Consider the following 26,740-nt stretch of genomic DNA (forward strand, 5'->3'; position numbering starts at 1 on the left):
CCTAGAACGTCACCACCGTCCGGATGCTTTCGCCCGCGTGCATCAGGTCGAACGCCTCGTTGATGCGCTCCAGCGGCAGGACGTGGGTGATCATCGGGTCGATCTGGATCTTGCCGTCCATGTACCAGTCGACGATCTTCGGGGTGTCGGTGCGGCCACGGGCGCCGCCGAAGGCCGTGCCCTTCCAGACCCGGCCGGTGACCAGCTGGAACGGCCGCGTGGCGATCTCCTTGCCTGCCTCGGCCACGCCGATGATGATGCTCTCGCCCCAGCCGCGATGGCAGGCCTCCAGCGCCTGGCGCATGACCGTGGTGTTGCCGGTGGCGTCGAAGGTGTAGTCCGCCCCGCCGTCGGTAAGGGCCACCAGGTGGGCGACGAGATCGCCGTCGATGGTCTTGGGATTGACGAAATGGGTCATGCCGAACTTGCGGCCCCACTCTTCACGGTCCGGATTGAGGTCCACCCCGACGATCATGTTCGCGCCGACCAGCTTCAGGCCCTGGATGACGTTCAGGCCGATGCCGCCCAGGCCGAACACGATGGCGTTGGCGCCCGGCTCGACCTTGGCGGTGTTGACCACCGCCCCGACGCCTGTGGTCACGCCGCAGCCGCAGTAGCAGGCGGTCTTGAACGGCGCGTCCTTGCGGATGCGGGCCACGGCGATCTCGGGCAGGACCGTGTAGTTCGAGAAGGTCGAGCAGCCCATGTAGTGGTGGATGGTCTGGCCCTTGTAGGAGAAGCGGCTGGTGCCATCGGGCATCAGCCCCTTGCCCTGGGTGGCGCGGATGGCCGTGCAGAGGTTGGTCTTGCCGCTGAGGCAGCTTTTGCACTGGCGGCATTCGGGCGTGTAGAGCGGGATCACGTGGTCGCCGACCGCCAGGCTGGTGACGCCGGGGCCGACCTCGACCACCACGCCCGCGCCCTCGTGGCCCAGGATCGAGGGGAACAGGCCCTCGCTGTCCAGGCCGTCCAGCGTGTAGGCGTCGGTGTGGCAGACGCCCGTGGCCTTGATCTCGATCAGCACCTCGCCGGCCTTGGGGCCTTCCAGGTCGACCTCGACGATCTCCAGCGGCTGCTTGGCGGCGAAGGCGACGGCGGCGCGGGTTTTCATGGCGAGGTCTCCGGATTTCGAGTCGGCGGCACCTTGCCAAGGCTTCGCGGCGCGAACCAGTCCCGTCCGGCGGCGATCGTTCGTCCCGCTTCGCTCCATGTTAAAAATAATTGACATTGTGACGTGCATGGCGCACTCAATGTTAGAAATATTTTACATCACAGGAGCCGATCATGGCCTTGCGCGAAAAGAGTGCATGGATTTCGTTCTGGACGACCCTGGCCGTCTATGGGGCCTATTTCGCCTATGTCGGCCAGGCGGCGGCCGCCGGTCGCCCGGTGGGTTTCGCCGGGCCGCTGACCACCTGCATCTTCGTGCTGGTGGTGCTGCAGGTGGGGCTGCAGATCGCGATGGCGGCCATGACCGGCGAGCCGCGCGGCCCGCAGGACGAGCGCGAACGGCTGATCGACCTGACCGCCTCGACCCGCGCCTTCTATGTGCTGCAGGTGGCGGCGATGGGCGCGGCGGTGACGGTCTATTTCTTCGACAAGGCCCTGATGGCCAACGCGGTGATCCTGGCCCTGGCGGTGTCGGAGCTGGCCCGGCACGGCGGGATCATCCTCGGTTACCGGCGGGCCTGCTGATGCCCGCCCCGCCCCCGATCCGCAACGACATCCGCCGCCTGCGCTTCGAGCACGGCGAGATGACCCAGGCCGACCTGGCGCTGCGCATCGGCATGACCCGCCAGACCATCGCCGCCATCGAACAGGGCAAGTACTCGCCGTCGCTGGAAGCGGCCTTCAGGATCGCCCAGGTGTTCGGCGTGGGGATCGAGCGGGTGTTCCAGTGGGAGGGTTAGCTCAGACCTTCTCCACCGGTTTGAACCGAAACTGCCCATTCAGCAGTTCAGGCTTCGGCAGGTAGGTCCGCAGGTACATCGCGAACGGCCCCGACTTCGGCGCGGGCAGCCAGTTGGCGGTGCGGTCGCCGCCCGGGTCGGTCCGGCCGATCCACAGGTCCAGCGAGCCGTCGGCGTTGCGCTTCAGGCCTGACGTGCGGTCGCCGATCGCGTAGCGGTTCAGTTTGTTGTCGGTGAAGAAGAACTGCCCGTCGTCGGCGGCCTCGTACATCGACAACGACCAGAAGCCGTCCAGCGGCATCCGGGCGGGCAGGCTCAGGCGGTAGAGGCCGTCGCCGGTGAACAGCCCCGCGCCGTCGTCGCCGGCCGCCTTCATGTACATGGCCTCGGCCACGGGCAACGCGCCCAGCCCCGCCAGGGCGACCACCGCGCGGTAGATGTAGTCCTGGCCGTAGTCGCCGAGATTGGCGCGCGGATAGGCCCAGCCGTCCGTGAAGGTCTGCCGGCCCTTGGCGAAACGGGTGATCATCCGGGCCTGGTCGGCGCCCGCCGCCATGGCCTTCGTTTCGTCGGTTGGTCGGCCGAGCATGTCCTTGGCCCTGAACGGCTGGGTCAGCAGCCCGTGCGCTCGGCGGAGCAAGGCCTGGTCCGTCGCCGGAGGCGGGTCGGCGGCCAGCAGCGCCTGGGCGCTGTCGAAATAGTCGCCGGCGTCGGCGTCGCGCCCGGCATAGGCCGGCGGCGGCGGCGTCTTCGGACCGGTCAGGACGAAGCCGTCCTGGATCCTGTGCACGGCCGCCGCATCGGCCGCGTCATTGACCAGCGTGCGGATCAGCAGCCAGGCGTGCGGCGTGGCCACCCGCACCGGATTAGGCCCTCTGGACGGTTGCCCCGGGCCGACCAGCGTGAAGGTCCCGCCCTCCCCGCCTACAGTCCGCAGGCCCAGCACGGCGTTGTTGTTGGTGAACATGTCCATCACCGCCGCCGACCAGTAGCGCGCGCCGGTGGCGGGCACGGTCAGGGTCACCGGGCCCTGGCTCAGGTCGAGGAAAGCGGTGGAGTAGAGCGTGTCGTTGTTGGGCGTGGTCACCGCGCGCGCATTGTGGTCGGCGAGGCTCCGCCCATGGGTCAGCCTGTTGATCGCCGCGCCGGGCGCCCTGAGCATTCGCGCCCGGGTGGTGGCCATCTCGATCAGCGGCAGGGCGTAGAGCCAGGCTTCGGCGGCGGTCGAGATCTGGAAGCCCTGGGCCACGGCCAGGCCGCCCATCCCCAACACGCCCGCCGCCCCGGCGCTCAGCAGCAACTTCCGACGGTTCATGCCGCCCTCCCCAACACTTGTTTGACCGGAGAAGACGACGGAAGCGGGCGGCTCGCAAGTCTCTGCTTCACCGCCGCTAGAACGTGAACCGCGCCCCGCCGCCGATCACCAGCCCCTTGCCCTCCGACCGGCCGCGCAGCGACAGGTTCATCGGGAACGCCGTGCCGTCGTACAGCACCTGGTCGCTGTGGATCACGCTGTCCTTCAGCTTGATGTAGGCGGCGCTGAGGTCGAAGTGCATGCCGGGCTTGGGCGTGACGGTCGTGCCGACGCTGTAGAGCTTGCGGTCGCCGTCCGGCACGCGCGGGTCGCGATAGAGGTCGTTGGTCGGGGTGGGGTCCTTCTGGGCCCCGGCCCGCACGGTCAGCCAGTCGGTGACGGCGAAGTCCGCGCCCACGGCGACGTTGGTGGTGTCGCGATAGAACTCCTTGACCGTGATCGACTTGGGCAGCAGCGCGCCGGGCAGCAGCTGGCCCGCGCCCTTCAGGTCGACGCGGACATTGTCGAAGTCGCTCCACCCGAACCGCTGGACCTGGGCGTGCAGGGCCAGGCGCTGCATCGGCCGCAGGGTGATCCCGCCGGTGGCGATCCACGGCAGGTCGAAATTGGTCGTGGCTTCCTGCTTGCTGGTGACCAGGGCGAACGGTCCCTGGAAGCCGTAGATCGTCACGTCGCCGTCCAGGTGGTGCTTGTAGCCCGAGCGGTAGCTGCCGCCGATCGTCGCCCACTTGGCCGGGCGCAGCTGGGCCCCGGCGTTCCAGCCGAAGCGGGTGTCGCTGCCTTTGACCTCGATCTTGCCGTCCGGGAACGGCGCGATCAGGTCGGGGGCCATCTGGCTGAAGGTGGCGTCGAAATAGTCGACGTTTCCGCCGACGCCGACATTGAGCCAGTCGGTCACCCGCATCGACACCGCCGTCTGCAGGTTGATGTTCAGGAACCGCGACTTGATGGCGCCGTAGCGCACCCAGCTGTCGCCGTCATAGGTGGTGATGGCGTTGAACGGGGCGTTGATCCCGATGCCCACCGCGATGCGGTCGGTGACCGGCATGGCGAAGGCGAAGTTGGGGACGACCGACCTGGGAATCGGGTCCTTGGCCACAGGATTGCCGCCCACCGGCTGCGGCGGAAGCAGCGCGATGTTGGGCAGGCTGTTCAGCGTGGGGATCAGCACCCCGTTGGTCAGGCCCGGCAGCGCGCCGCTGAGCAGGCCCGTGACGCCGCCCGGCAGGCCCGGGATCGGCGTCCCCAGCACGGCCGGGACGTTCAGCGTCGGCCGCTGCAGGGTCGAGCCCTCGTCGGTCACCGTGCCCTCGACGAACACGCCCGAAAGGCCCGTATAGACCTCCTTGCCCTCCAGCCGGCCGATGGCCGCCGGGTTCCAGAACATCGATTCCGCGCCCGTGTCGGTGACCTCGCCCGAATAGGCCCGGCCCGCGCCCTTCACCGACTGCTCCTGGATGTAGAACGCCCCCGCCGCCGCGCTCGAGGCGCAGGCCATCACGCTTCCGGCCACGCCCAAGGCGAGCCAGGTCCCAAGACCCTTGATCACTGATCTTCCTCCCTGTCGGCCATCCGACATTGGCCGTCTCGAGCCCGAAACGAGACCAGGGAGAATTTGGTTCCGACTAGGTTTCGGAGCCGGTTTCATCTTCCGCAACGGAAGGCGGCGCAGGGGTTTGCGCCTTCTGGGCGGCCAGCTTGGCAAGCACCCGGCCGCGTCCGCGCGACAGGGCGGTGACCACGCCGCGGAAGGTGCGGACCTCCTGCTCGGTCAGCCGGGCCCGGGCCAGCGGGGCGCGCAGGTTGCGGACCATCGACGGCTTCTTCTCGGGCGGATGATAGAAGCCCGCCTTCTCCAGCTCGTCCTCCAGCTGGCCGTACAGGCCCAGCAGGCTGGACTGGTCGGCCGGCTCGGCGACGTTGTACTCGAACCGCGACCACGGCCGGTCGTCGACCGTCATCTTCCATTCGTAGGCGTTGATCGACACCGCCTGTGCCAGGTTCAGCGACCGGAAGCGCTCGTCGATCGGGATCGAGACGATGGCCTGGCACAGGGCGATGTCGTCGGTCTCCAGCCCCGCCCGCTCGCCGCCGAACAGCAGGCCCACGGCGTGTCCCTGGGCGACGTCGGCCGCCAGGTGGCCGGCGGCCTCGCGCGGCGTGTAGACCGGCAGGCGGGTCTCGCGCGGGCGGGCCGTGGTCGCGAACACCAGCTTCAGGTCGGCGATCGCCTCTTCCAGGGTGTCGAACACCTTGGCGTTGTCGAGCGGCCAGGTGGCGCCCGAGGCGCTGGGCCAGGCGCGTTCCTGGGGCCAGCCGTCGCGCGGCTTGACCAGGCGCAGGTCGGCGAGGCCGAAATTGGCCATCACGCGGGCGACCGCGCCGATGTTCTCGGCCATCTGCGGGTGGTTCAGGATCACGCAGGGCGGGGGAAATTCAGAGCTCATCGCCACCCTTTGCCGCCGGACCGCCGCGCGGTGCAAGCCCCACAATGGCGGTTCATGCGTTTAGCGACGGTCCAGTTCCGCTGAAGCTAGCCGAGACCCTCATGTTCCGACGCGCCGCCGCCCTTCTCCTGACCCTTGTGCTGGCCGGCTGCGGCGAACCCCCGATGCTGGGCCAGACGGACCCGTTGTTCGACCGCCAGAAGATGACGGCCGACTTCCAGCCCATCGCCGACCGCGTCGCGCCGGGCCGATTGGGCGTGGCGGTCGAGGACCTGGGCACCGGTCAGATCATCTCGTTCAACGGCGAACAGCGCTTCCCCCTGCAGGCCATTTTCACGGCCCCGCTGGGCGCGGCGGTGATGGCCGAGGTCGAGGCCAAGCGGATGCGGCTGGACGACGTGCTGCTGATCGAGGACGTCGATCTGTCCCCGCCCCCCAGCGCCATCGCCGACGCTTGGTCGGGCCCCACGAGCTACACCGTCCAGGACCTGCTGCGGCGCGCGATCGCCGACGGCGACAACACCGCCGCCGACATCCTGATGAAGCGGGCGGGCGGCCCCGGCGCGGTCACCGCCTGGCTGCAGGGTCGGAAGGTCAACGGGCTGGACATCGACCGCTACCAGCGCCAGCTGCAGCCCGACAGCCTGGGCCTGGCCTCGTTCCGCGCCGGCTGGAAGGGCGAGGCCGCCTACCGCGCCGCCCTCGACAAGGTGCCGCCCGCCGAACGCAGCCGCGCGATCCGGGCCTATCTGAGCGACCCGCGCGACACCGCCACCCCCCTGGGCGTCCTGCGGTTCCTGGAGGCCGTGAACCAAGCCGAACTGTTGGGGCCGGAGTCGCGCCGCCTGCTGGGCCGGACGATCAGCCAGACCAGGGGCGGCGCCGGCCGCCTGCGCGCCGCCCTGCCCGACGGCGCCCGCCTGACCCACGTGCCGGCCACGGCCCGCACCGACCTGGGCTTCACGCCCGTGGTCAACGACATCGGCGTCTACACCCTGAAGGACGGCCGCAAGTTCGCCGTCGTGGCCTTCGTCTCGGGCTCGCCCCTGCCGATCGCCGAACAGGAAAAGGCCATCGCCGACGTCGGGCGGGTGGTGATCAAGGCGGCGAAGTAGCCAGGTCCAGGCCGTATTCCAGGAACCGGGTCTCGCGCGTCCAGCCCAGGCGTTCGTACAGGGCGCGGGCCGGCAGGTTGTCGACGCCGGTGACCAGCGACAGGCCGGCCGCCCCGGCCTCGCGGGCCATGGCGGCGGCGGCCGCCACAAGCCGCTCGCCCGCTCCGCCACGTCGCCGGCCCGGCTCGACATAGAGGTCGTTGAGGATGAAGGTCGCCGCCGTCCGGATCGACGAGAAGCTGGGATACAGCTGCACGAAGCCGACGGCCTCGCCGTCCTCCACGGCCAGCAGGATCACCGACTGCCCCCGCGCCATCCGCTCGCCCAGGAACCGGCGGGCGCCGGCTTCGTCGGAGGGCCGGCCGTAGAACTGGCGATAGCGATCGAACAATGGGACCAGCCTTGGCAAGTCGTCCTGGGCGGCGAGACGGATCTCCATCGTCAGGCGGTCCGGCTGTAGCGCATGACCCAGTTGGTCTCCCATGTCGCGCCGCCGTCGGGCGAGAAGGCCTGCTCCCACTGGGCCAGATCGGGCGACAGCGAGGTGAACCGCCCGCGCACCTTGACCGGTCGCCCCTCGAAGGTCTCGTCGGAGAGGAACGTCCCGACGCCGTTCTCGAACCGGCCCAGGCCCGGCTCGCCCAGGTTCAGCGGATCGGCCGCGCTCAGGTACCAGTCGGCCCAGACGCCCGTCTTGGCGTCGAAGGCCCGCAGGCCCAGGCCGCTGGACGGTCCGCTGGTGCGCCGGGCGGAGCTTTCGTTCAGGTTCACGACGCCGCCCAGCAGGGACTGGCAGGTGGTCGTCCCCTCGAATTCCTCCCAGTCGTCGTTCCCCGCCAGCCGCTTCTTCAGCCGACGGTGATGCACGGTCCAGGACCCGACGAAGAAGTCGAAGTCGTGGATCGATCCGCCGCCCCCGGCGGGTTGGGCGAAGCTCGACGTAGCGGCCAAGGGGGCCGTCAGGCTTGGCAAGGCGGCCAGCGCCAGCATCAGGGCGCGGCGGTCGGGATGATCGGCCATGCTCACGGCGCCTTGGAGAAGTCGGAGAACCAGTTGGTCTCCCAGGTCTGGCCGCCGTCGGGCGAGAAGGCCTGCTCCCAGTGGGCGCCGGTGGCGGTGATGTTCGACCAGATGAACCGCACCTTGATCGGCTTTCCGCGCAGGGTGTCATCGGCGTAGAAGGTCCCGACCCCGTTGACGAACCGCCCCCTCATCGGCGGATCCAGGTCGCCGTGCGGATTGCGCCCGTCCAGCCACCAGATCAGCCACTGGTCGGTCTTGGGATCGTAGGACCGCAGGGTGATCCCGTTATAGGGGCCGGTCGGGATGGCCAGGGCGTTGTCGTCGAGATTGCCCAGCCCCGCCATGGTGGGCCACCAGGTCTGGTCGGCGTCGAAATCGACCCATTCGGTGCTGCCGGCCAGGCGCTCCTTCAGGCGGCGATGGCGCACCTTCCACTCGCCCACCCGGGCGTCGAAGGCGTTGGGCCCGTCGTGCTTGTCGGCGACGGGGGTCCAGGCGGCCCCGACGAGGGCTTCTCCCGCCTTGGGCCGGGCGAAGTCGGTGGTCCACTCGACCTTCCAGGTCTTGCCGCCGTCAGCCGAGACGGCCTGCTCCCAGCGGGGCGTGGCCGAGGTCGTATGGGTCCAGGTCACGCGCACGCGGACCGGCTTTCCGTCCCGCGTCTCGTCGGCCTCGAAGCGGCCGGTCCCCTTCTCGAACCGGCCCTTGATCGGCTTTCCGAGGTTCGCGCCCGGATCGCGGCCGTCCAGCCACCAGATCGCCCAGAGCGCCGTCTTCGGATCGTAGGCCCGCAGGCTGACGCCGCGATACGGGCCGTCCGGCGTCCGGAACAGGTTGTCCCCGGAATTGGCCCAGCCGCCCGCCAGCGCCCGCTGGGTGACGACGCCGTCGAACTCGACCCAACGCCCCGCCTTGTCCAGTTTGCGATGATGGGCCTTCCAGTCGCCGCGCAGGAAGTCGAAGTCGTGCAGTCCCGCCAGATTGGCCGCGACCGGCGGCTTGACGTTGTCCTGCGACGCGGCCGCCGGGCCGCAGAGCGCCATCGTCGCCGCCAGGATCGCCGCCGCCACCGCGCCATGCCTAAGAGCCATCGGAACCTCCCTTGATCTCGACGGCGATCATCGTCACGACGCGCACCGAGACGAGAGCCAGTGGCGGCGATCTTCGGGGCGCCAATCGACGGGTTGAGCTCCAGCGGGGACACGCGCACAAACGTCGCGATGAACGCCGTGCTCGAACTTGAGATCCAGCTGCCGGCCGCCGGCTCGCGCGACGTCCGCCGTCGGCTGCACGAGCAGCTTCGCGAGGCCGTCGCCTCGGGCCGCCTCGCCCCCGGCGTCCAGCTTCCCGCCAGCCGAGCCCTGGCCGAACGCCTGGGCCTGTCGCGCAACACGGTGATGGCGGTCTACGACCTGCTGCTCAGCGAAGGCCTGATCGTCTCGCGGCCCGGCGCGGGCGTCTTCGTCGCCGCCCTTGCGCCGTCGGCCGCCGGCGAGACGTCCTCCCGGCGCACGACTGCGCCTGACGTCCCGATCCTCTACAACCTGCGCCCCGGACGGCCCGACACCGCCAGCTTTCCTTACGACATCTGGGGCAGGCTGACCGGACGGGCCCTGCGCCAGTTCTCGCGGGCCGCGGCGCCCTATCGCGAGCCGGCCGGTCATCCAGCGTTGCGCGAGGCGATCGCCGGCCACCTGTCGTTCACCCGCGCCATCGCCTGCTCGCCGCGCGACGTGATCGTCACGGTCGGCGCCCAACAGGCCTTCGACCTGCTGGCCCGCACCCTGCTGACCCCGGAGCGCCCGGTGGTGGCGGTCGAGGATCCCGGCTATCCGGCCGCTCGCGAGGCCTTCGCCGCCGCCGAGGCGCGGATCCATCCGGTGCGGGTCGACGCAGAGGGCCTGGTGGTCGACGAGCTGCCCGACGACGCGGCGGTGGTCTGCGTCACGCCCTCGCAGCAGTTCCCGACCGGCGTGCCGATGTCGCCCCGGCGGCGCGCGGCCCTGCTGGCCTTCGCGGCGGAGCGCGGGGCGATCGTCGTCGAGGACGACTACGGCGGCGAGTTCCGCTTCGATGAGCCGCCCTTGGACGCCCTGCGCACCCTGGATCGTGACGGCCGGGTCTTCTACGTCGGCACCTTCTCCCAGAGCCTGCTGCCGGCCCTGCGCATCGGCTTCATCGTGGCCCCCGGGCAGGACCGCGACGCCCTGACGGCGGCGCGCGAACGCAGCGACTGGCATGGCCCCGCCATCGAGCACGCCACCCTGGCCGCCTTCATCGCCGAGGGCCACCTGACCCGTCACGTGCGGCGGATGCGCAAGGTCTACTCCGAACGGCGCGCGACCCTGCTGCGGGCGCTGGAGGTCCATTGCGGCGACCGGTTGACGCCGCTTCCGGCCGCCGCCGGCCTGCACATCGCCGCCCTGCCCCGCGCGCCGCTGGACGTCGAGGCCGCAGCCGCCCGCGCCGCGCGGCTGGGCGTGGCGGTCGAGACCTTGTCCGGCTTCGCGCTGAGGCGACCCGCGCCGTCCGGCCTGGTGCTGGGTTTCGGTCAGATCGACGTCGCCCGGATCGACCGGGCGATCGCCCTGCTGGCCGAGGCGATCGGCTAGCCCGCGGCGCTGAACTCGGTCGGCCCACGCGTCATCCGGGCCCGCGCCAGGGCCTCCAGCAGTTGGGCCGGACGCACCGGCTTGGCCAGGTGCTGGTCGGCGCCGGCCGCCTTGGCGGCCGAGATGTGCTCGGCCATGGCGTTGGCGGTCAGCATGATCAGCAAGACCGGCGGGACCCCCGCCGCGGCTTCGCGCTCGCGGATGAGGCGCGTGGCGGTCAGGCCGTCCATCACCGGCATCTGCATGTCCATCAGGATCGCGTCGAACGCGCCCGGCGTGAAGGCGTCCAGCGCCGCCTGGCCGTCCTCGACCATGGTCAGGACCACGTCGAACGGCTGGAGGATGATCTCGACCACCTTCTGGTTGGTCGGATGGTCCTCGGCGACCAGCACCCGCATGCCCTCCAGCGAGACCTCTTCCTCGTCGTCCGGCGCCACGTCCTCGACGTCGCGGACCCGCTCCAGCGGCAGGTCGACCTGGAAGATGGCCCCGCGGCCCAGCACGGCGCGGGCGTCGATGCGTCCGCCCATCATGTCGGTCAAGGCCGCGCAGATCGACAGGCCCAGGCCCGTGCCGCCGAACTGACGGGTGATCGACTGGTCGGCCTGGACAAAGCGCTTGAACAGCCGCTCGCGCACGGTGTCGTCGAAGCCGACGCCGGTGTCGCTGACCACGAAGCTCAGGCCGTCGGCCGTGCGCTCGACGCTCAGCGTCACCTCGCCCAGGGCGGTGAACTTGACGGCGTTGGCCAGCAGGTTGTTGAGGATCTGGCTGATCCGCCCGCCGTCGCCCAGATAGCTGCCCGCGACGCCCGGCTCGATCGTCCATTGGAAATGCAGCGACTTGGCCTCGGCCGAGGCGCGATGCAGCTCGGCGACGCCGCCGACCAGGGTGCACAGGTCGAACGGCGCGGGGGTCAGCTGGAACTGGCCGGCCTCGATCTTGGAGACGTCGAGGATGTCGCTGAGCACCTGCTCGAGCAGCCGGCCCGACGATGTGACCAGGGCCGCCAGCTCGCGGCGGCGCTCCGGATCGGCCTCTCCGGCCAGGCGGTCGCCGATGGCGATGACGCCGTTCAGCGGCGTGCGCAGCTCGTGGGACATGTTGGCCAGGAACAGCGACTTGGCCTGGTTGGCGCGCTCCAGTTCGGCGGTGCGCTCGGCGACCCGCTCCTCCAGCGAGCGCAGCAGCTCGATATTGCCATCGCGCTGGCTGCGCAGGGTGCGGGCCAGGGCGCCGATCTCGTCGGTGCGGCCCTCGATCGGCTCGGCCTTGCTGACGTCGCCCGCCCCATGGGCGTCGGCCAGCACCCGCAGCGGCCGCTCGACCGTGATGCGCATCACCCGGTAGAGCAGCGACACCTGGACGATCACCCCCAGCACGCCGAACAGCAGCACCCAAGAGGCCGTCTTGACCGCCGACCACACCAGACCGTCGGACGGGAAGCTCATCAGGAAGTACCAGTCGGGCTCCTTGAGCCGGCCGTAGGCGATGACCCGGTCGCCGTGGCGGATGGCCCCGACGTCGGCGCCGATCGTCCGGATCTGCCGGACGACGTCGGCGACGCCTTCCTCGGCCTGGGCCCGCACCAGGGTCTGGGCGTCGACGACGCCGTTCTTGGCCAGGCCAGGAGCGGCGATCAGCTCGCCGTCCGACGAGACGATCATGTTGCGCCCGCCCGGCAGGGCGTCCTCGACGGCCCGGAGCAGATAGGAGTCCAGCGACAGGCTGGAGCCCCAGGCGCCCATCTGCTTGCCGCGATAGTCGAAGGGCGTCATGCAGGCCGAGTTCAGGCCCCGGCCGCTGGGGTCCGACAGCAGCTTGCGCAGCTTGGTGCACTTCATCACCCGCTGCGGGTTCTGCTGCGGCAGCGTCAGGAGGGTCATCTCCTCGCCGCTGACATCAAAGGTCGGCGGAGCCTTCTGGCGGTAGTAGCTCAGGTGATCCGGACGGCGCGGCGCGAACATCACCAATCGGGTGTCGGGCGTGAAGAAATAGAAGTTGTCGTAGCGGTTCAGCTCGGCCTCGCCGGTGTGCGAGACCACCTGGGCGGCGGCCAGGAACAGGGCCTTCTGCTGCGGGGTCAGCTTGTCGGCGTCGCGCAGATAGCCGCCGACCCCGTAGGTGTAGTCGCCGGCGACCATTCCGCCTTCGTAGAGCGTGTCGGAGGTGCGCCGCGTGCCGTCCCCGAACTTCGGAAACTGGGCGTCGAACTCGCGGTCGACCGTGGCGGGGTCGATCGCCGCCAGCCGCCGCGCCAGGGAGTCGGAGGCCGCCTCGTGCACCTTCACCAGGTCGGAGAACAACCGGTCCTCGGTCTTGACCCGCTCGGCGGCGTATTCGGCCAGATGGCGGATCTGGGCGTCGGCGGCGGCGCGCTGCACGAAGACGAAGGTCACGGCCGTGGCCACGCCTGTCACCGCGATGGACAGGATCGCGACGATCGCCAGCAGCCGCCGCGCGAGCGGCGAAGTGACGTCGGCTATGGCTCCCCGGTTCTTCACGCCTTGTTCGTACCCCAACAAGCCTCAACAGAGATTTACACGCGGATCAAAGACTTACACCGCGGTTGCGGCTTCGTCGCAGGATCTGGGCGCACCCTGCTTTCCCCCCGGCCCGCAACAGTCTATAGGCACGCCGTCCGCGCCGCTCCCAGGCCCTGTGCGCCAAAGAGTCACAGGCGCGCCACCGCGAGAGGAAAGACCCCGCAATGGCCAAGATTAAAGTCGCCAACCCCGTCGTCGACATGGACGGCGATGAAATGACCCGGATCATCTGGAAGCTCATCAAGGATAAGCTGATCTTCCCGTACCTGGACCTGGAGCTCGACTACTTCGACCTCAGCGTCGAAAACCGCGACGCCACCAACGACCAGGTCACGATCGACGCGGCCGAGGCGACCAAGAAGCACGGCGTTGCCGTGAAGTGCGCGACCATCACGCCGGATGAGCAACGCGTCACCGAGTTCAATCTGAAGAAGATGTGGAAGTCGCCGAACGGCACGATCCGCAACATCCTGGGCGGCGTGATCTTCCGCGAGCCGATCATCTGCCAGAACGTGCCGCGTCTGGTGCCGGGCTGGACCCAGCCGATCATCGTCGGCCGCCACGCGTTCGGCGACCAGTACAAGGCCACCGACTTCCTGTTCCCGGGCAAGGGCACGCTGTCGATCAAGTTCGTCGGCGACGACGGCCAGACCATCGAGCACGAAGTGTTCAAGAGCCCGTCGGCCGGCGTGGCCATGGGCATGTACAACCTCGACGAGTCGATCCGCGACTTCGCCCACGCCTCGTTCGCCTACGGCCTGGGCCGCGGCTATCCGGTCTACCTCTCCACGAAGAACACGATCCTCAAGGCCTATGACGGCCGCTTCAAGGACATCTTCCAGGAGATCTACGACGCCGAGTACGCCGACAAGTTCAAGGCCGCCGGCATCCACTACGAGCACCGCCTGATCGACGACATGGTGGCCTCGGCGCTGAAGTGGTCGGGCGGCTACGTCTGGGCCTGCAAGAACTACGACGGCGACGTGCAGTCGGACATCGTCGCCCAAGGCTTCGGCTCGCTGGGCCTGATGACCTCGGTGCTGATGACCCCGGACGGCAAGACGGTGGAAGCCGAGGCCGCCCACGGCACCGTCACCCGCCACTATCGCCAGCACCAGAAGGGCGAGAGCACCTCGACCAACTCGATCGCCTCGATCTTCGCCTGGACCCGTGGCCTGGCGCACCGCGCCAAGCTGGACGGCAACCAGGAACTGGCCGACTTCGCCCACACCCTGGAAAAGGTCTGCGTGGACACCGTCGAAAGCGGCTTCATGACCAAGGACCTGGCCCTGCTGGTCGGCGACAAGCAGTCGTGGCTGACCACCGAAGGCTTCCTCGACAAGATCGACGAGAACCTGAAGAAGGCGATGGCGGCCTAAGCCCCGCAACGCCTCGGCACAGCGCGACGCCTCCCCCGCAAGGGGGAGGCGTTTTGCGTTCCGGGGCCCATGTCCGAAGCAAAGCGGGTCTGGCAAGGCATGGCCGGGGTCAGGGACCTCCGGGAGCTGGACCTCTGCCGACGCCTGAAGGCGCCCTTCCTCAGCGGTCCCATCGTCGCTCCGGTCTCCGCGACGTTCACGGGCGAGGCGGCATGCCCTTCCCTGAACCTGCCCTACCGCCATCTCGCCTAGAAGGGGCCGCGCCCGCTGTAGAGGGCGGACAGGCCAAGAAGGCCGCAATCGGCCTCGAGGACCAGATAAAGCGGGATGTCCTTCATGTAGGCGTCCATCCGTCCCTTGGCCTCGAACCGGCTTCGGCACAGCGCCCGATCAAACAGGTCCTTCCAGCCCAGCATCATCGGGCTGAAGATGTAGACCCCGCTGCGAGCCCCCGCCACCAGCGCCAGATCGCCCGACACCGCCCCCAGCCAGCCCGAAAACAGCGCGAAGGCCTCCCGCGCGACCGGATTCTGGGCGCGCGCCGCCTCGACGAGCCGCGCGAAGTCCCCGGCCGGCGGCTCGCGCCCGTCCAGGTCGGCGATGGCGGTCGCCACCTCCAGGAGACCGTCGTCCGAGAGCACCCGATCAGCCGAGACGTAGGCGTTGGCCGACCGCAGGCGCTGGAGGACCGCATCCTCGCGGGCGTTGGCCGTCGCCAGGGCCGCATGACCGCCCTCGCTGGCCGTCGCCACCCAACCCACGAAACCGTCCGGGTTCAGGATCGATACGCCCAGGCCCGTGCTCGGCCCCAAGGCGGCCGCCGGCGCCTGGCCTTTCGGCGGAGCGCCGCCGACCTGCTCCAGAGCTTCGGGCCCCAGCAACGGCATGGCCATGGCGCGGGCGGTGAAGTCGTTGAACAGACGGACGTCGACTATGCCCAGCTTCTCGGAAAGCACCTCCTCGTCCAGCCTCAGGCTGGCGTGGGTCACTTGCAGCGTCTTGCCAAAGATCGGGCCAGGCGCCGAAAAGGCCGCGCCCCGCAGCGGCGGCGTCCCAAGCTTCGACAATTCCGCGACCAGATTCTCGATCAGCTCGTCCAGCGACCTCGCCGGCGTCAACGCGATCGTCGAGGGCGGCTCGCCGGCCTCGACGACGGCGAAGCGCGCCTGCGTTCCGTCTGCGTCTACCAACAGGAACTTATCGGACACGGACACCTCACTGGCTGTCGAGGGCTCACGCCTTTAGGAGACGCGTGTTTTCCCCTACTCGAGCAAGGACGTTCGCTCCCGAACCGCCCCCCGGCAAGGTGCGTAACGTCGCACCGCCTGCTTCGGGCCGCGGGCGTCCCCATTCACGCGAGAAGCCTTGCCCGTGGCGGGGGAATAGGGTGTCTTGCCGCCTTAACCTTATTCGCGCGGGGGCGGCGATGACCTTTCAGAAACGACTTTGGGACCTGGTGGTCCTGGCGATCGTGATCTTCGCCGCCGCCTTCGCCACCGCGCCCTGGTTCGCTTTCCGCGCCCTGAAGGCCGCCGCCCAGTACGAGGACGTGCAGGCGATCAGCGAGCTGGTCGATTTCCCGGCGGTGCGCGGCAGCCTGACCGCCGAACTGAACGACAAGACGCCGGCCGCCGTCGCCCCGGCCGAGCCGCCCTCGATCTGGCGCGACCCGCTCGGCGTCTTCAAGCGCGCCATCGCCCCGATCGCGCCGCCCGAGCCCAAGGTCGACCGCTATCTCACCATCCAGGGCCTGTCGGCCCTGACCCGAGGCTACAAGCCGGGCACGGCCCCCGCCGTCCCACCCAAGCCCGCCACCGCCATGGACAAGGCCAAGGCCGCCGTGGCCGGTCCGCACGCGATGATCGCCTACTGGGACCCCAACCGGGTCCGCATCTCGGTCAAGCGGCCGGGCCAGCCATCCAAGGCGACGATCTTCACCTTCCGCCGCGACAAGCTGTTCACCTGGCGGCTGGTGCATATCCGCCTGCCCGTGGACGAACGATAGGCTCCATCCGCCCTGTCCGAAAAACGGCCGAACTTTGACCGCCGACCGCGACCGGTGCTATCGACGGCCGGCCCCTTCGGGCGGAGACCGCAACGCTTGCGCCCTACCTCGGTGATCCCGTGATCGACCTGCTGCTCGACGTGCCGCAGCGGGTCCTGCCTTTCTTCCTGCTGGTCGCGGCGGGCGTGACCCTGGCCCGGTTGCGGTTGTTCGACGCCCGGATGTCGGCGGGCCTGTCGACCTATGTCTACTGGATCGGCTTTCCGGCCCTGCTGGTGCACTCGCTGTCGCGGGTCGGCGTCCCTGACCGGGCCCTGACCCTGGGCCTGCTGGCCTACGGCGCCTGCGCCCTGGCGGTGGTGGCGCTGATGGTGGCGATCGGCATCGTCCTGCGTTGGACGCGCGAAGAGCGGGCCGGCGGCGCCCTGTCGGCCAGCCTGGGCAACAGCGCCTTCCTGGGTCTTCCCATCGCCATCGCCGTGCTGGGTCCCGAGGCCGCGCGGGTTTCGGCCGGAGTCGTGGCCGTCGACTTCGTGGTCGTCGCCGCCATCGGCGTCGGCCTGCTGGGCTGGGCCGGCGGGCGCTCGACCTGGCGCTCGCTGATGCAGGCCCTGCGCAACCCGATCGTGCTGGCGGCCATCACCGGCTCGGCCATGGCCCTGGCCGGCCTCGCCCTGCCCGGCGTGCTGGATCGCGCGGTGGGCGCGGCGGCCGCCTCGGGCAGCCCCGTGGCCCTGGTCGCCCTGGGCATAGCGCTGGGCCTGACCGGACTGCCGGCCGCCGGCGTTCCGTGCGAGCCGACCGACGAAGAGCCCTCGCCCATCCCGCGCTGGGGCCCGATCATCATCGCCGCCGTCGGCAAGCTGCTGCTGATGCCGACCCTGGCCTGGTTCGCCACCGGGATCGTCGACGCGCCCCTGGCCTTCCGCCTGGGCGCGACCCTGCTGGCCGCCACCCCGACCGCCGTCAACGTCTTCATCCAGACCAAGGCCTACAGCGTGTTCGAGCGCGGCGGGGCGCGGATCGTGGCCCTGACCACCGCCGTTTCCTGCGTCAGCCTGTCGGCGATCGCGATCCTGCTGGAACGCTACGCGGGGGCGTGACCGCCTGGAGGGCGGCAGTGTCGCTCTCGTCCTTCAATCCCACCCCGGTCAGGCCTAGTCGCAGGGCCTCGCGGGCGTGCCAGGCCAGCTTGGCCGCCGCCGCTTCGTAGCTCAGCCCTTCGCCTCGGATGTTCGACACGCAATTGCGCTCGGCGTCGCTGCGCCCGCCCTTGGGAGCGAAGGTGATGTAGGCCCCCAGACTGTCGGGCGACGACAGGCCCGGCCGCTCGCCGACCAGCAGGATGACCAGCCGCGCGCCCAGCAGCTCGCCCACCATGTCGCCCAGCGCCACGCGGGCCTGGCGAGCGACGACCACCGGCGCCAGCCGCCAGCCGGCCTCCTCCACCGCCGGCAGCAGGGCCTCGACCAGGGACGCGGCGTGGGCGTGGACGGCGGTGCTCGACAGACCGTCGGCGACCACGATCGCGAGATCGCAGGCGCCGCGCGTGCGGGCCACCAGGGCGGCGCGGCCGGTCTCCGACAGGGTCCGTCCCAGGTCCGGCCGGCGCAGGTAGGACGCCCGGTCCGGGGCGGCGCTGTCGACAATCACCGTCTCAAGGCCCAGGACCTCGATCGCCGCCGCCGTCGCCTCGGCCTCGAACGGCGCATGGACGGCGTCGCGGGCCTGGGCGTGGGCCAGGGCGAAGCCCAGCACCTCGGAAGTCGGCAGGCTGGCTCCCGTCCGTCCCAGGGCGATGCGGGCCGGCGTGTGGCGGCGAAGGGCGGTCCAGGGATCGGGGGTGACGGGCGTGCTCATCCTGCGGCGCCGGCGGTCAGCAGCGGATGGCCGGCGGCGCGCGGAGCCAGGCGGCCGTCGGCCCCGACGATCCGCGACCGCTCCAGCCAGGCCTCGAACTCCGGCGCCCGCTTCAGGCCCAGCAGTTCGCGCACATAGAGGGCGTCGTGGAACGAGGTCGACTGGTAGTTCAGCATCACGTCGTCGGCCCCTGGCACGCCCATGACGAACGTCACCCCGGCCGTGGCCAGCAGGGTCAGCAGGCTGTCCATGTCGTCCTGGTCGGCCTCGGCGTGGTTGGTGTAGCAGACGTCCACCCCCAGCGGCGCGCCCAGCAGCTTGCCGCAGAAGTGGTCCTCCAGCCCCGCCCGGATGATCTGCTTGCCGTCGTAGAGGTATTCGGGGCCGATGAAACCGACCACGCTGTTGACCAGCAGCGGCTCGAACGCCCGGGCGACGCCATAAGCGCGGGCCTCAAGCGTCTGCTGGTCCACCCCGTGGTGCGCCCCGGCCGACAGGGCCGAGCCCTGGCCAGTCTCGAAATACATGACGTTGTCGCCGACCGTGCCCCGGTTCAGGGAGCGACCGGCGTCCAGGCCTTCGCGCAGCAGGTCCAGGGTCACGCCGAAGCTGGCGTTGGCGGCCTCCGTGCCCGCGATCGACTGGAACACCAGGTCGACCGGCGCGCCGCGCTCGATCAGCTGGATCGCCGTGGTCACGTGGGTGAGCACGCAGGATTGGGTGGGGATCTCGAACCGCCGGATCAGGTCGTCCATCAGCCGGGTCAGGTCGCCCAGGACGTTCAGGCTGTCGCTGGCCGGGTTGACGCCGATCACCGCGTCGCCGCAGCCGTAGAGCAGGCCGTCCAGGATCGAGGCGGTGATCCCGGCCGGGTCGTCGGTCGGATGGTTGGGCTGCAGCCGCACGGCCATGGTGCCGGGCAGGCCGATGGTGTTGCGGAAGCGGGTCGTGACCTTGCACTTGGAGGCCGCCAGGATCAGGTCCTGGTTGCGCATCAGCTTGCTGACCGCCGCCGCCATCTCCGGCGTCAGGCCGGGCGCCAGGCGCGCCAGGGCGGCGGGCGTGGCCAGTTCCGAAAGCAGCCAGTCCCGGAACTCGCCGACGGTCAGCGACGCCACCGGCGCGAAGGCCGCCGCGTCATGGCCGTCGAGGATCAGGCGGGTGACCTCGTCGGCCTCGTACGGGACCAGCGCCTCGTTCAGGAAGGTCTTCAGCGGCACGTCGGCCAAGGCGGTCTTGGCGGCGACGTTGTGCTGGGCGCTGGACGCGGCGATCCCGGCCAGGGCGTCGCCCGAACGCGGCGGCGAGGCCTTGGCCATCAGGTCGGCCAGGCTCTCGAAGCTCCAGGTGGTTCCGCCCAGGGTCGCGCGATAGGCCATGACGGCCAAGGTGGCGCCGATTGGAAGCGCGGGGAAGCGGGCGGCGCCGTGGGCGGGCTTTCAGGGCGACCCTGCCGCTACCGCGTGCACTGACGGGGACAGGCCCATGGGCCTGTCCCCAACCGCGTCACCTAGGCCGGCTGTCGCGCCCGCGCCGCCGCGGCCTTCACGGCGTCGACGAACGCCCCGCGCACCCCCTCGGGCAGGTCGTGGCCCATGCCCTCGACGATCCGCAGCTCGGCGCCGGGGATGGTCGCGGCGGTGTCCTTGCCGCCCTCGACCGGCACCAGCGGGTCGGCGGCGCCGTGCAGGACCACGGTCGGAGCGGTGATGGTCTTCAGGGCCGCGCGGCGGTCGCCCGAGGCGATCACGGCGATCATCTGGCGCAGCACGCCCATCGGGCGGTAGGCGCGCTGGATGCCGGCCCGCAGCAGCGGCCGCTCGGTCTCCGGATTGACCGGCCAGGCCGGGCTCTGGATGGCGATCTGGGCCTTCAGGGCGTGCTCGACCAGGCTTTCCAGATCGGTGGCCGCCGGACGGGCGAACAGCACCGCCTGGGCCTCCGGCGTGGCCGGCGGCAGGGCCGGATTACCGGTGGTCGACATCACCGAGGTCAGGGACAACACCTTGTCAGGATGCCGGGCGGCCAGCATCTGGCCGATCATCCCGCCCATCGACACCCCGGCCACGTGGGCGCGGGCGATGCCCAGAGCGTCCAGCAGCCCGGCCGCGTCGTCGGCCATGTCGGCCAGCAGGTAGGGCGCGCCGGGGTCGCGGCCCTCGACCAGGGCGCCGAACACCGTCGGCAGGTCGGGGGTCGCGGCGGCGTCGAACCCGGTCGACAGGCCTATGTCGCGATTGTCGAAACGCACGACCCGGAAGCCTTCGCCGACTAGCCGCTCGATCAGCGAGGCCGGCCAGCGGGTCAGTTGCTGGCCCAGGCCCATGATCAGCAGCAGCGGCTCGCCGCCGTCCGGTCCATGGACCTCGTACTCGATCTCGATGCCGTTCGCGGCGACCTTGGGCATGGCGCTTCCTCTCGCTGAGCGGTGAAGTCTAACGGTTGTTTGATCCGCGCCAAGCCCTCGGTGCGAGACTTGCGTAGACAACGCTGTCAGCTACCCTGCCTTGCGGCCCGGAACGGGCGCGGGAGGACGCATGCTCAAGACCCTGGCCTTCACCCTGGCGCTCGCCGTCGCCGCGCCCGCCCTCGCCGCTCCGGCCGCGCCCCTGGCCCTGACCGAGGTTCCGAAGGCCGCTGGGCCCGCCATCTCGCTGTTCAACGGCAAGGACCTCCAGGATTGGGCTCCCTGGCTGGGCTATGCCGACCCGGCCCTGACCTACAAGCGCCCGGCCGTCGCGCCACTGGGCGCCACGCCCCTGGCCGCCGGAATCTTCAAGGCGGTGATCGAGGACGGCCGCCCGGCGATCTACGTCAACGGCAAGACCTGGGGCAGCCTGGTCCACAAGGGCGACTTCCGCGACTACCACCTGCGGCTCCAGTACAAGTGGGGCAAGGGCCGCTGGGCGCCCCGCGAGACCCAGGCGCCCAACAACGGCCTGCTCTACCACTCGCACGGCGCGCCGGGCGTCGTCTGGGGCACCTGGAGCCAGGCGGTGGAGTTCGAGATCATGACCGGCTCGATGGGCATGGTCGTGCCGGTCGGCGAGGCGATCAGCGCCACGACCACGGCCATCAACGACCCCGCCCTGATCGCCCCCAAGCTGCGGTTCGCGCCCGGCGGCCGCGTCCAGACGGTCAAGGGCGGCACGGCCAACTGGAACGTCGAGGCCTACAGCGACGCCGAGAAGCCGGCCGGCGAATGGAACACCCTGGACCTCTACGTGCTGGGCGACCGCGCGATCCACGTGGTCAACGGCGTGCCGGTGATGGAGGTCCGCGACCTCAAGGCCGACGGCGCCCCGCTGACCCACGGCGCGATCCAGTTGCAGTCGGAAGGCGCCGAGACCTTCTTCCGCGATATCGTGGTCGAGCCGATCACGGCCCTGCCGAAGATCCTCGCCCCATAAGCCTCAACTTGACCGCGAGCCTGACCGTGGCAAGCTCGCGACATGCTCCGCCCGTCGCACCGCCTCGCCGCCGCCGTCCTGCTGACAGGCCTGCTCGCCGCCTCCGCGATCCGGGCGGAGGAGAAGGCGTATCGCGGCGCGAGGGCGGAGAACACCCGCCAAGTCGGCCCGTTCTCGGTCTGGTGCGCGCGGAACGGCACGCTGTCGGGACTGGATCATGAGGAATGCCGGATCTGGATCGAGCAGGGCGCCAACGGGATCAACGCATGGCGCACCTATGACCACATGCACGTCTACGTCCACGGCGCGTGGTGCCGGAAGGCCCCTCCCCTGACGCCCTCGCCCGCCACCTCGCTGGAGCGCCGCGATCTGGCCGCCAAGACCGCCGTGACCCGTCTCCAGCGCGCCTTCGACGCGGCGGCCGACGAATGCGGCGCGCCGCGACGCACCTTCCGTCCAGCCGAACTTCGCGCCTTGCTGCGCTTCACCTCGGGCCTGACGAACGAGGATTTCGGGGCCTAGCCGAACGGCCCGTCCTAGTCCGCGGACCGTTCCGACGCGGTCACCCGAACACCGCCACCTTGAAGACCATGTTGGCGATCGCCGCGAAGCCCAGCAGCAGCAGGCCGAGCGAGACCATGAAGGTGATCGAGACAGGGAACCGGCTGTCGGCGTGGACCAGGCCCTGACGCTTCATGTCCTGCCGGGTGCGCTTCAGTTCCATCATGAACTGCACGTGGTGCACCATGCCGACGATCAGCATGACGATCCCCAGCAGCACCAGGATGATGCCGAAATTCCGTGGCGCGTTCGGGTTGGCGATCGTGCCGGCGTCATGCAGCTTCTGGAACGTCTGATAGATCGTGAAGCCGAAGCCGATCAGCGACAGCGAGGTGCGGATCACCGACATCAGCGTGCGGTCGTCGCTCATCCGCGTGCGCTGGAACGACATGCCCGTGCGCCGCATCGACATCTCGGTGCGGTGGGTGGAGAGGTCGGTCCGGTAGGTCGACAGGTCGGTGCGGTATTCCGACAGGTCGGTCCGGTGCTCCGACAGGGAGGTCCGGAACGTCGAGAGCTTGGTGCGGTGCGTGGAGTACTGCACGGAGGCGATGTCGGGCTTGTCGCTCACCTGCGGCAGCGGCGGTACGGGCGGCAGCTCGATCCGCGCGGGGCGTTTGGGGGTGGCCTTCGGCTGCGGCTGGCTGGACATGGCGGCTTCCCGGCGGTTGGCGATCGCCGCGAGAATGTGCGGTCCCGCCCGCCCCGGTCCATCGGGGTATCCCCCAGTTTGCATCCCGGGATATCCGCAGAGAGGATGGTAGGCCCGGAGGGACTCGAACCCCCAACCAGACCGTTATGAGCGGTCGGCTCTAACCATTGAGCTACAGGCCCCCGTTTGCGCGCGGCGCTACCCCTTCGGGAGGACGGGTCGATTAGCATGGGCTGCACGCGGCTTAAAGGTCCGGTTCAGGTTGGGCCTGTCACACAGGAGCCGTCCACCGCCGGTTACGCTTGTCGGAACCGGCGGACTGGACCACCAAGGTCGCGGCGCCTGCCCCCAGCCGCTTGGAGAACGACGACTATGACCGCCCTGATTTCCCGCACGGCCGCCTTCGCGCTGACCGCCGCCCTGCTGGCCTCCGCGGCCGCCCTGCCCGCCTACGCCGACACCGCCGACGCGGCCTTCCGCGCCACGACGCTGAACCTGTCGGCCTCCGGCGAGAGCAAGGTAACCCCCGACCTGGCGACCATCACCCTGGGCGTCCAGACCGACGGCGCGACCGCCGCCGGCGCCCTGAGCGCCAACGCCGCCCAGATGAACAAGGTCGTCGCGGCCCTGAAGAAGGCCGGGATCGCCGACCGCGACATCCAGACCTCGAGCCTCAACGTCAATCCGCAGTACGTTTACGTGCAGAACGAGCCGCCCAAGCTGAACGGCTACCAGGCCAGCAACCAGGTGACGATCCAGGTGCGCGACCTGACCAAGCTGGGCCAGACCGTCGACGCCACGGTCGGCGCCGGGGCCACCAATGTGGGCGGCATCAGCTTCGGCCTGCAAAATCCGCAGGCGGCCGAGGACGCGGCGCGGCTGGATGCGGTCAAGGCCCTGCAGGCCAAGGCGGACCTCTACGCCCGGGCCACCGGCTACAAGATCGTCCGCCTGGTCAGCCTGGGCGAAGGCGGCGGCTACACCCCCTCGCCGCCCCCGATGCCGATGTACGCCATGGCCAAGCGCGAAATGGCCGACAGCAGCCCGGTCTCGGCCGGCGAGCTGAAGGTGCGGATCGACGTCTCGGCGACGTACGAACTGGCGAAGTAGGCCCTAGGACCTAGGGGGCGATCACTTGCCCCCTACGGACCGCTTCGCGGTCGTCTTCCCCCAGAGGGGGGGAAGAGGCCTGCCGCGCGCGTCCTCCGCCCCCCTATGGGGGCGGACAGACCGCGAAGCGGTCAGGTGGGGGCAATTGGGTGAGCTACAGCCCCGCCTTGGCGAAGGCCTCTTCCACCCGCTCCTGCACCTCGCGGCCCGGCAGGGCGCGTTCGCCCTCCATCACCGCGACGTAGGACAGGCCCAGGTCCGGCTTGCCAGCGCCGACCGGCACGGGGCCCATGGCCCAGCCGACGGTGTTGACGCCAGGGCCCGAGGGACAGCTGACGAAGCGGGACGGCTTGCCGACCGCGCCCTCGAGCACGGTCTGGGCCGTGGTCGTGGCCCCATCGCAGGTGGGGAGGTTGCGCGAGCAGGTGATGTAGCCGCCGCCGGTCCAGACCACCTTGCCGGCCTTGTTCGCCAGCAGCACGCAGGTGTTGGGCCCGCCGATGGCGCGGCCGACGGCGTTCGACAGCTGCTGCTCGTCGACGCCCTTGGGCAGCTTGGGCGAGCAAGCGGCGAGCGTCAGGCCCGCCGCGACCAAAACGCCAAACGCCTTGGGCGCGGCCCGCACGCTCAGGCGGCCTTCTTGATGCGGTTGCCGTCTTCCAGCAGCACCACGGTCGGGGCGTAATTTCGCGCCTCTTCCGCCGGCATCTGGCAGTAGGTGACGACGATCACCGTGTCGTTCTTCTGCACCAGGCGGGCGGCAGCGCCGTTGACGCCGATCACCTTGGAGCCGCGCGGCGCGGCGATGGCGTAGGTGGTGAAACGGGCGCCGGTGGTGATGTTCAGCACGTCGACCTGCTCGTTGGGCAGGATGTTCGCGGCTTCGAGCAGGTCGGTGTCGATCGCGATCGAACCTTCATAGTCGAGGTCGGCCTGGGTGACGGTGGCCCGGTGAAGCTTGGCCTTCATCATCGTCAACAGCATGGCGATATCACCCTATCCGCTTGAAACACATTGGGATTTACCGGGCCGCCACACACATGACCCGTGATCAGTCACGGCCATATAGACAGGAAGCGCCTTCCATTCAATCGCCCCGCGACCTTGGGCGGCAAACCGCCTTCGCCGAACAATGGTTAACAGCGACGCTTGGGCGCCCTATGGTCTGGATAACAGCGTGATGCGAGGGGGCTCTCATGCGACTTCTGACAGGCTTTGTGCTGGGCGGGATCCTGGCCACGGGCGCCTTGGGGGCGGCGGTGTCCCAGACTCGGATCGACCCGGCGACGGGGGCCCAGGTCCCCGGCGCGGCGGCCCCGACGGCGGCTCCGGCCACGACGACGACACCGACCCGCCGGCCCGGCGTCGCGGTGCTGAACCGCGTACCGCCCCGTGGCGGCGGCCAGGTCGACTGGAAGGCGGCGGTCGGCGGGTTGCGCCAGAGCGGCGGCGGCAATCCCGCGCCCAACCTCAACCAGGCCGCCGTCGACATGACGCGCGTTCCGATCCTGCTGCCCGCCGACGGCGACCTGACGGCCGGAGCGCGGATCTATTCGTTCGGCGACTACTACACGATCACCGCCGATGCGCCGGGCGCGGGGATTTCGCTCAGCGGCACGACCGCCGTGGTCCCCCTGCCCGCCGGTTCGCCGCTGAAGATCACCCCGATGGGGCCGGAAGGCGCGACCTCGCAGCGCACGGTGGACGGCCAGTTGATCAGTTTCGTGCGCTACGGCGTGCTCTACACGGTCGAGGTGCGCTGCGACGCGCCGACCGACCCGCGCTGCGCCGACGACAACTACGCCCGCGGCCTGGCCGCCAAGACCACCACCGTGGTGATGGGCGCCGCCGCCCGCGCCGCCGCCGGCCTGGGGGGCTGAGCCGATGCGCAAGCTGCTGATCCTCTCGCCGCTGGTCCTGGCCCTGGCCCTGGGAAGCTGCGACGACACGACCAAGCCCGCCGCCCCCGCGCCGGGCGGCGAGGTCAAGACGCCCGCGTCGCCCGAGCCCGGTCCGCCGACGCCCGACGACCAGCCGTCCGATGGTGGGGCCGAACAGCCGTCCAGCGAGCCGGTCCCGCCCGCGCCCGGCCCGCCGGTCGAGCCCGCGACCCCGCCCGCCCCCTCGCCGGCCAGCTTCAACCACAACCCGCCCGGCGTGATGCCGAACGGCCAGGGCCACGGCTATCTGGACCGCACGGTGTGGTCGCCGGCCATGTGCTGGCCGCTGCAGGACGACGCCTTCGCCAATTCCCAGGTCTACGGCCACGGCGGCGGCATGGGTCCGGCCGGCACCAGCCAGTGCGACAGCGCCAACTACACCCTCCCCTGGCGCGACAACTTCTGCGAGGCCCGCTCGCGCGACAATCCGCTGTGCGCCGGCGGCGGCACGGGCCACCAGGGCCAGGACATCCGCCCGGCCACCTGCAAGAAGAACCAGTACTGGGCGGTGGCCGCCGAGAAGGGCGTGATCACCGACATCGGCAGCTACACCGTCACCCTGGTGGGCTCGGCCGCGCCGCACCGCACCTATCGCTACCTGCATATGCAGATGGCGGCCCTGGCGGTGAAGGAAGGCGACACGGTCACGGCCGGCCAGAAGGTGGGCAAGGTGGCCAACGACTTCGGCGGCACGCCCACCACCATCCACCTGCACTTCGAGCTGCGGGCCGGCGTGGCGGGCACGACCACCGACGGCAAGCCGGTGGTGCTGCACACCTTCCTGCCGCCCTATATGAGCCTGGCCGAGGCCTATCAGCGCAAGCTGAACGGGGGGACCTGCGGCTAGGGCGATCT

28 protein-coding genes and 1 tRNA gene are annotated in these 26,740 nt (G+C 70.1%); 13 read left to right on the forward strand and 16 right to left on the reverse strand.

Annotation, left to right across the window (positions count from 1 at the left end; translation table 11 throughout):
* Position 1: 1 nt before the first annotated feature.
* Positions 2 to 1,111 (reverse strand): S-(hydroxymethyl)glutathione dehydrogenase/class III alcohol dehydrogenase, encoded by a 1,110-nt coding sequence (locus tag AC1DMQ_RS16890; RefSeq protein WP_165191677.1) that lies wholly within the window; start codon positions 1,109 to 1,111, stop codon positions 2 to 4.
* Positions 1,112 to 1,284: 173 nt separating this feature from the next.
* Between AC1DMQ_RS16890 and AC1DMQ_RS16895 the strand changes: the two genes are divergently transcribed.
* Both AC1DMQ_RS16895 and AC1DMQ_RS16900 read left to right on the forward strand, forming a co-directional pair.
* On the forward strand, positions 1,285 to 1,695 hold the full coding sequence (locus tag AC1DMQ_RS16895; protein ID WP_477034715.1) for a hypothetical protein: 411 nt from the start codon (positions 1,285 to 1,287) through the stop codon (positions 1,693 to 1,695).
* Positions 1,695 to 1,910 carry a helix-turn-helix transcriptional regulator gene (locus tag AC1DMQ_RS16900; protein WP_477034716.1) on the forward strand — a complete coding sequence of 72 codons (216 nt, stop codon included), beginning with the start codon at positions 1,695 to 1,697 and terminating at the stop codon, positions 1,908 to 1,910. Before AC1DMQ_RS16895 ends, AC1DMQ_RS16900 begins: the two co-directional genes overlap by 1 nt.
* Position 1,911: 1 nt before the next feature.
* On the opposite strand, the gene AC1DMQ_RS16905 is transcribed toward AC1DMQ_RS16900, so the two are convergent.
* The 3 genes from AC1DMQ_RS16905 to AC1DMQ_RS16915 all read right to left on the reverse strand — a co-directional run bounded on the left by AC1DMQ_RS16905 (position 1,912) and on the right by AC1DMQ_RS16915 (position 5,672).
* Complete coding sequence (locus tag AC1DMQ_RS16905) at positions 1,912 to 3,225, reverse strand: DUF1254 domain-containing protein (protein WP_477034717.1); 1,314 nt, start codon at positions 3,223 to 3,225, stop codon at positions 1,912 to 1,914.
* 76 nt (positions 3,226 to 3,301) lie between these two features.
* The gene (locus AC1DMQ_RS16910) at positions 3,302 to 4,774 is read right to left on the reverse strand and encodes an OmpP1/FadL family transporter (RefSeq protein ID WP_477034718.1); all 1,473 of its coding nucleotides are present in this window, start codon (positions 4,772 to 4,774) and stop codon (positions 3,302 to 3,304) included.
* Between the two features lie 76 nt (positions 4,775 to 4,850).
* Positions 4,851 to 5,672, reverse strand: a complete 822-nt coding sequence (locus tag AC1DMQ_RS16915) for an RNA methyltransferase (RefSeq protein ID WP_477034719.1) — start codon at positions 5,670 to 5,672, stop codon at positions 4,851 to 4,853.
* A 101-nt stretch (positions 5,673 to 5,773) separates the two neighbouring features.
* On the opposite strand from AC1DMQ_RS16915, the gene AC1DMQ_RS16920 reads away from it, so the two are divergent.
* Positions 5,774 to 6,787 carry a serine hydrolase gene (locus tag AC1DMQ_RS16920; RefSeq protein WP_477034720.1) on the forward strand — a complete coding sequence of 338 codons (1,014 nt, stop codon included), beginning with the start codon at positions 5,774 to 5,776 and terminating at the stop codon, positions 6,785 to 6,787.
* Here the strand turns inward: AC1DMQ_RS16920 and AC1DMQ_RS16925 are convergent.
* Genes AC1DMQ_RS16925 through AC1DMQ_RS16935 form a run of 3 tightly spaced genes read right to left on the reverse strand, consistent with a single transcriptional unit; the run spans position 6,771 to position 8,901 of the window.
* Positions 6,771 to 7,226, reverse strand: a complete 456-nt coding sequence (locus tag AC1DMQ_RS16925; RefSeq protein WP_477034721.1) for an N-acetyltransferase family protein — start codon at positions 7,224 to 7,226, stop codon at positions 6,771 to 6,773. The two genes, AC1DMQ_RS16920 and AC1DMQ_RS16925, sit on opposite strands and share 17 nt — an antisense overlap.
* Before the next feature lie 2 nt (positions 7,227 to 7,228).
* Positions 7,229 to 7,807 (reverse strand): DUF1579 domain-containing protein, encoded by a 579-nt coding sequence (locus AC1DMQ_RS16930; protein ID WP_477034722.1) that lies wholly within the window; start codon positions 7,805 to 7,807, stop codon positions 7,229 to 7,231.
* A gap of 2 nt (positions 7,808 to 7,809) precedes the next feature.
* The gene (locus tag AC1DMQ_RS16935) at positions 7,810 to 8,901 is read right to left on the reverse strand and encodes a hypothetical protein (protein ID WP_477034723.1); all 1,092 of its coding nucleotides are present in this window, start codon (positions 8,899 to 8,901) and stop codon (positions 7,810 to 7,812) included.
* A gap of 129 nt (positions 8,902 to 9,030) precedes the next feature.
* On the opposite strand from AC1DMQ_RS16935, the gene pdxR reads away from it, so the two are divergent.
* On the forward strand, positions 9,031 to 10,422 hold the full coding sequence (pdxR, locus tag AC1DMQ_RS16940; protein ID WP_477034724.1) for a MocR-like pyridoxine biosynthesis transcription factor PdxR: 1,392 nt from the start codon (positions 9,031 to 9,033) through the stop codon (positions 10,420 to 10,422).
* Here the strand turns inward: pdxR and AC1DMQ_RS16945 are convergent.
* Positions 10,419 to 12,926, reverse strand: a complete 2,508-nt coding sequence (locus tag AC1DMQ_RS16945) for an ATP-binding protein (protein WP_477034725.1) — start codon at positions 12,924 to 12,926, stop codon at positions 10,419 to 10,421. The genes pdxR and AC1DMQ_RS16945 overlap by 4 nt on opposite strands.
* A 206-nt stretch (positions 12,927 to 13,132) precedes the next feature.
* On the opposite strand from AC1DMQ_RS16945, the gene AC1DMQ_RS16950 reads away from it, so the two are divergent.
* Positions 13,133 to 14,347: an NADP-dependent isocitrate dehydrogenase gene (locus AC1DMQ_RS16950; RefSeq protein ID WP_477034726.1), complete on the forward strand. Its 1,215-nt coding sequence runs from the start codon at positions 13,133 to 13,135 to the stop codon at positions 14,345 to 14,347.
* Between the two features lie 69 nt (positions 14,348 to 14,416).
* Positions 14,417 to 14,599 (forward strand): hypothetical protein, encoded by a 183-nt coding sequence (locus tag AC1DMQ_RS16955; RefSeq protein WP_477034727.1) that lies wholly within the window; start codon positions 14,417 to 14,419, stop codon positions 14,597 to 14,599.
* On the opposite strand, the gene AC1DMQ_RS16960 is transcribed toward AC1DMQ_RS16955, so the two are convergent.
* Positions 14,596 to 15,555, reverse strand: a complete 960-nt coding sequence (locus AC1DMQ_RS16960) for a glucokinase (RefSeq protein WP_477034728.1) — start codon at positions 15,553 to 15,555, stop codon at positions 14,596 to 14,598. The genes AC1DMQ_RS16955 and AC1DMQ_RS16960 overlap by 4 nt on opposite strands.
* 218 nt (positions 15,556 to 15,773) lie before the next feature.
* Between AC1DMQ_RS16960 and AC1DMQ_RS16965 the strand changes: the two genes are divergently transcribed.
* The gene (locus AC1DMQ_RS16965; protein WP_477034729.1) at positions 15,774 to 16,352 is read left to right on the forward strand and encodes a DUF2939 domain-containing protein; all 579 of its coding nucleotides are present in this window, start codon (positions 15,774 to 15,776) and stop codon (positions 16,350 to 16,352) included.
* Positions 16,353 to 16,471: 119 nt separating this feature from the next.
* Positions 16,472 to 17,455, forward strand: coding sequence for an AEC family transporter (locus AC1DMQ_RS16970; RefSeq protein ID WP_477034730.1), 984 nt, complete (start codon positions 16,472 to 16,474; stop codon positions 17,453 to 17,455).
* Here AC1DMQ_RS16970 and eutC read toward each other — a convergent pair.
* The 3 genes from eutC to AC1DMQ_RS16985 all read right to left on the reverse strand — a co-directional run bounded on the left by eutC (position 17,406) and on the right by AC1DMQ_RS16985 (position 20,619).
* Positions 17,406 to 18,212 carry an ethanolamine ammonia-lyase subunit EutC gene (gene eutC / locus AC1DMQ_RS16975; protein ID WP_477034731.1) on the reverse strand — a complete coding sequence of 269 codons (807 nt, stop codon included), beginning with the start codon at positions 18,210 to 18,212 and terminating at the stop codon, positions 17,406 to 17,408. The two genes, AC1DMQ_RS16970 and eutC, sit on opposite strands and share 50 nt — an antisense overlap.
* Positions 18,209 to 19,591, reverse strand: a complete 1,383-nt coding sequence (locus AC1DMQ_RS16980) for an ethanolamine ammonia-lyase subunit EutB (RefSeq protein ID WP_477034768.1) — start codon at positions 19,589 to 19,591, stop codon at positions 18,209 to 18,211. Before AC1DMQ_RS16980 ends, eutC begins: the two co-directional genes overlap by 4 nt.
* Positions 19,592 to 19,722: 131 nt before the next feature.
* Complete coding sequence (locus AC1DMQ_RS16985; protein WP_477034732.1) at positions 19,723 to 20,619, reverse strand: alpha/beta fold hydrolase; 897 nt, start codon at positions 20,617 to 20,619, stop codon at positions 19,723 to 19,725.
* A 130-nt stretch (positions 20,620 to 20,749) separates the two neighbouring features.
* Between AC1DMQ_RS16985 and AC1DMQ_RS16990 the strand changes: the two genes are divergently transcribed.
* Together AC1DMQ_RS16990 and AC1DMQ_RS16995 are read left to right on the forward strand one after the other, a co-directional pair.
* Complete coding sequence (locus tag AC1DMQ_RS16990; protein WP_477034733.1) at positions 20,750 to 21,622, forward strand: 3-keto-disaccharide hydrolase; 873 nt, start codon at positions 20,750 to 20,752, stop codon at positions 21,620 to 21,622.
* A 42-nt stretch (positions 21,623 to 21,664) separates the two neighbouring features.
* Complete coding sequence (locus AC1DMQ_RS16995; protein ID WP_477034734.1) at positions 21,665 to 22,144, forward strand: hypothetical protein; 480 nt, start codon at positions 21,665 to 21,667, stop codon at positions 22,142 to 22,144.
* Positions 22,145 to 22,184: 40 nt separating this feature from the next.
* Here AC1DMQ_RS16995 and AC1DMQ_RS17000 read toward each other — a convergent pair whose 3' ends face one another.
* The gene (locus tag AC1DMQ_RS17000; RefSeq protein ID WP_477034735.1) at positions 22,185 to 22,835 is read right to left on the reverse strand and encodes a YidH family protein; all 651 of its coding nucleotides are present in this window, start codon (positions 22,833 to 22,835) and stop codon (positions 22,185 to 22,187) included.
* A gap of 106 nt (positions 22,836 to 22,941) precedes the next feature.
* Positions 22,942 to 23,017: transfer RNA gene (locus AC1DMQ_RS17005), tRNA-Ile, on the reverse strand.
* A gap of 190 nt (positions 23,018 to 23,207) precedes the next feature.
* On the opposite strand from AC1DMQ_RS17005, the gene AC1DMQ_RS17010 reads away from it, so the two are divergent.
* Positions 23,208 to 23,945, forward strand: a complete 738-nt coding sequence (locus tag AC1DMQ_RS17010; RefSeq protein ID WP_477034736.1) for an SIMPL domain-containing protein — start codon at positions 23,208 to 23,210, stop codon at positions 23,943 to 23,945.
* Positions 23,946 to 24,099: 154 nt separating this feature from the next.
* Here the strand turns inward: AC1DMQ_RS17010 and AC1DMQ_RS17015 are convergent, their stop codons facing one another.
* Together AC1DMQ_RS17015 and panD are read right to left on the reverse strand one after the other, a co-directional pair.
* Positions 24,100 to 24,570 carry a hypothetical protein gene (locus AC1DMQ_RS17015; protein ID WP_477034737.1) on the reverse strand — a complete coding sequence of 157 codons (471 nt, stop codon included), beginning with the start codon at positions 24,568 to 24,570 and terminating at the stop codon, positions 24,100 to 24,102.
* Positions 24,571 to 24,572: 2 nt separating this feature from the next.
* Entirely contained in the window at positions 24,573 to 24,929 is a 357-nt protein-coding gene (gene panD, locus AC1DMQ_RS17020) for an aspartate 1-decarboxylase (RefSeq protein WP_056756452.1), read from the reverse strand.
* Between the two features lie 212 nt (positions 24,930 to 25,141).
* On the opposite strand from panD, the gene AC1DMQ_RS17025 reads away from it, so the two are divergent.
* Positions 25,142 to 25,825, forward strand: coding sequence for a hypothetical protein (locus AC1DMQ_RS17025; RefSeq protein WP_477034738.1), 684 nt, complete (start codon positions 25,142 to 25,144; stop codon positions 25,823 to 25,825).
* Between the two features lie 4 nt (positions 25,826 to 25,829).
* Positions 25,830 to 26,732, forward strand: a complete 903-nt coding sequence (locus AC1DMQ_RS17030; protein ID WP_477034739.1) for a M23 family metallopeptidase — start codon at positions 25,830 to 25,832, stop codon at positions 26,730 to 26,732.
* Positions 26,733 to 26,740 lie beyond the last annotated feature (8 nt).

It is taken from the genome of Caulobacter sp. 05L422 (genome assembly GCF_056397765.1).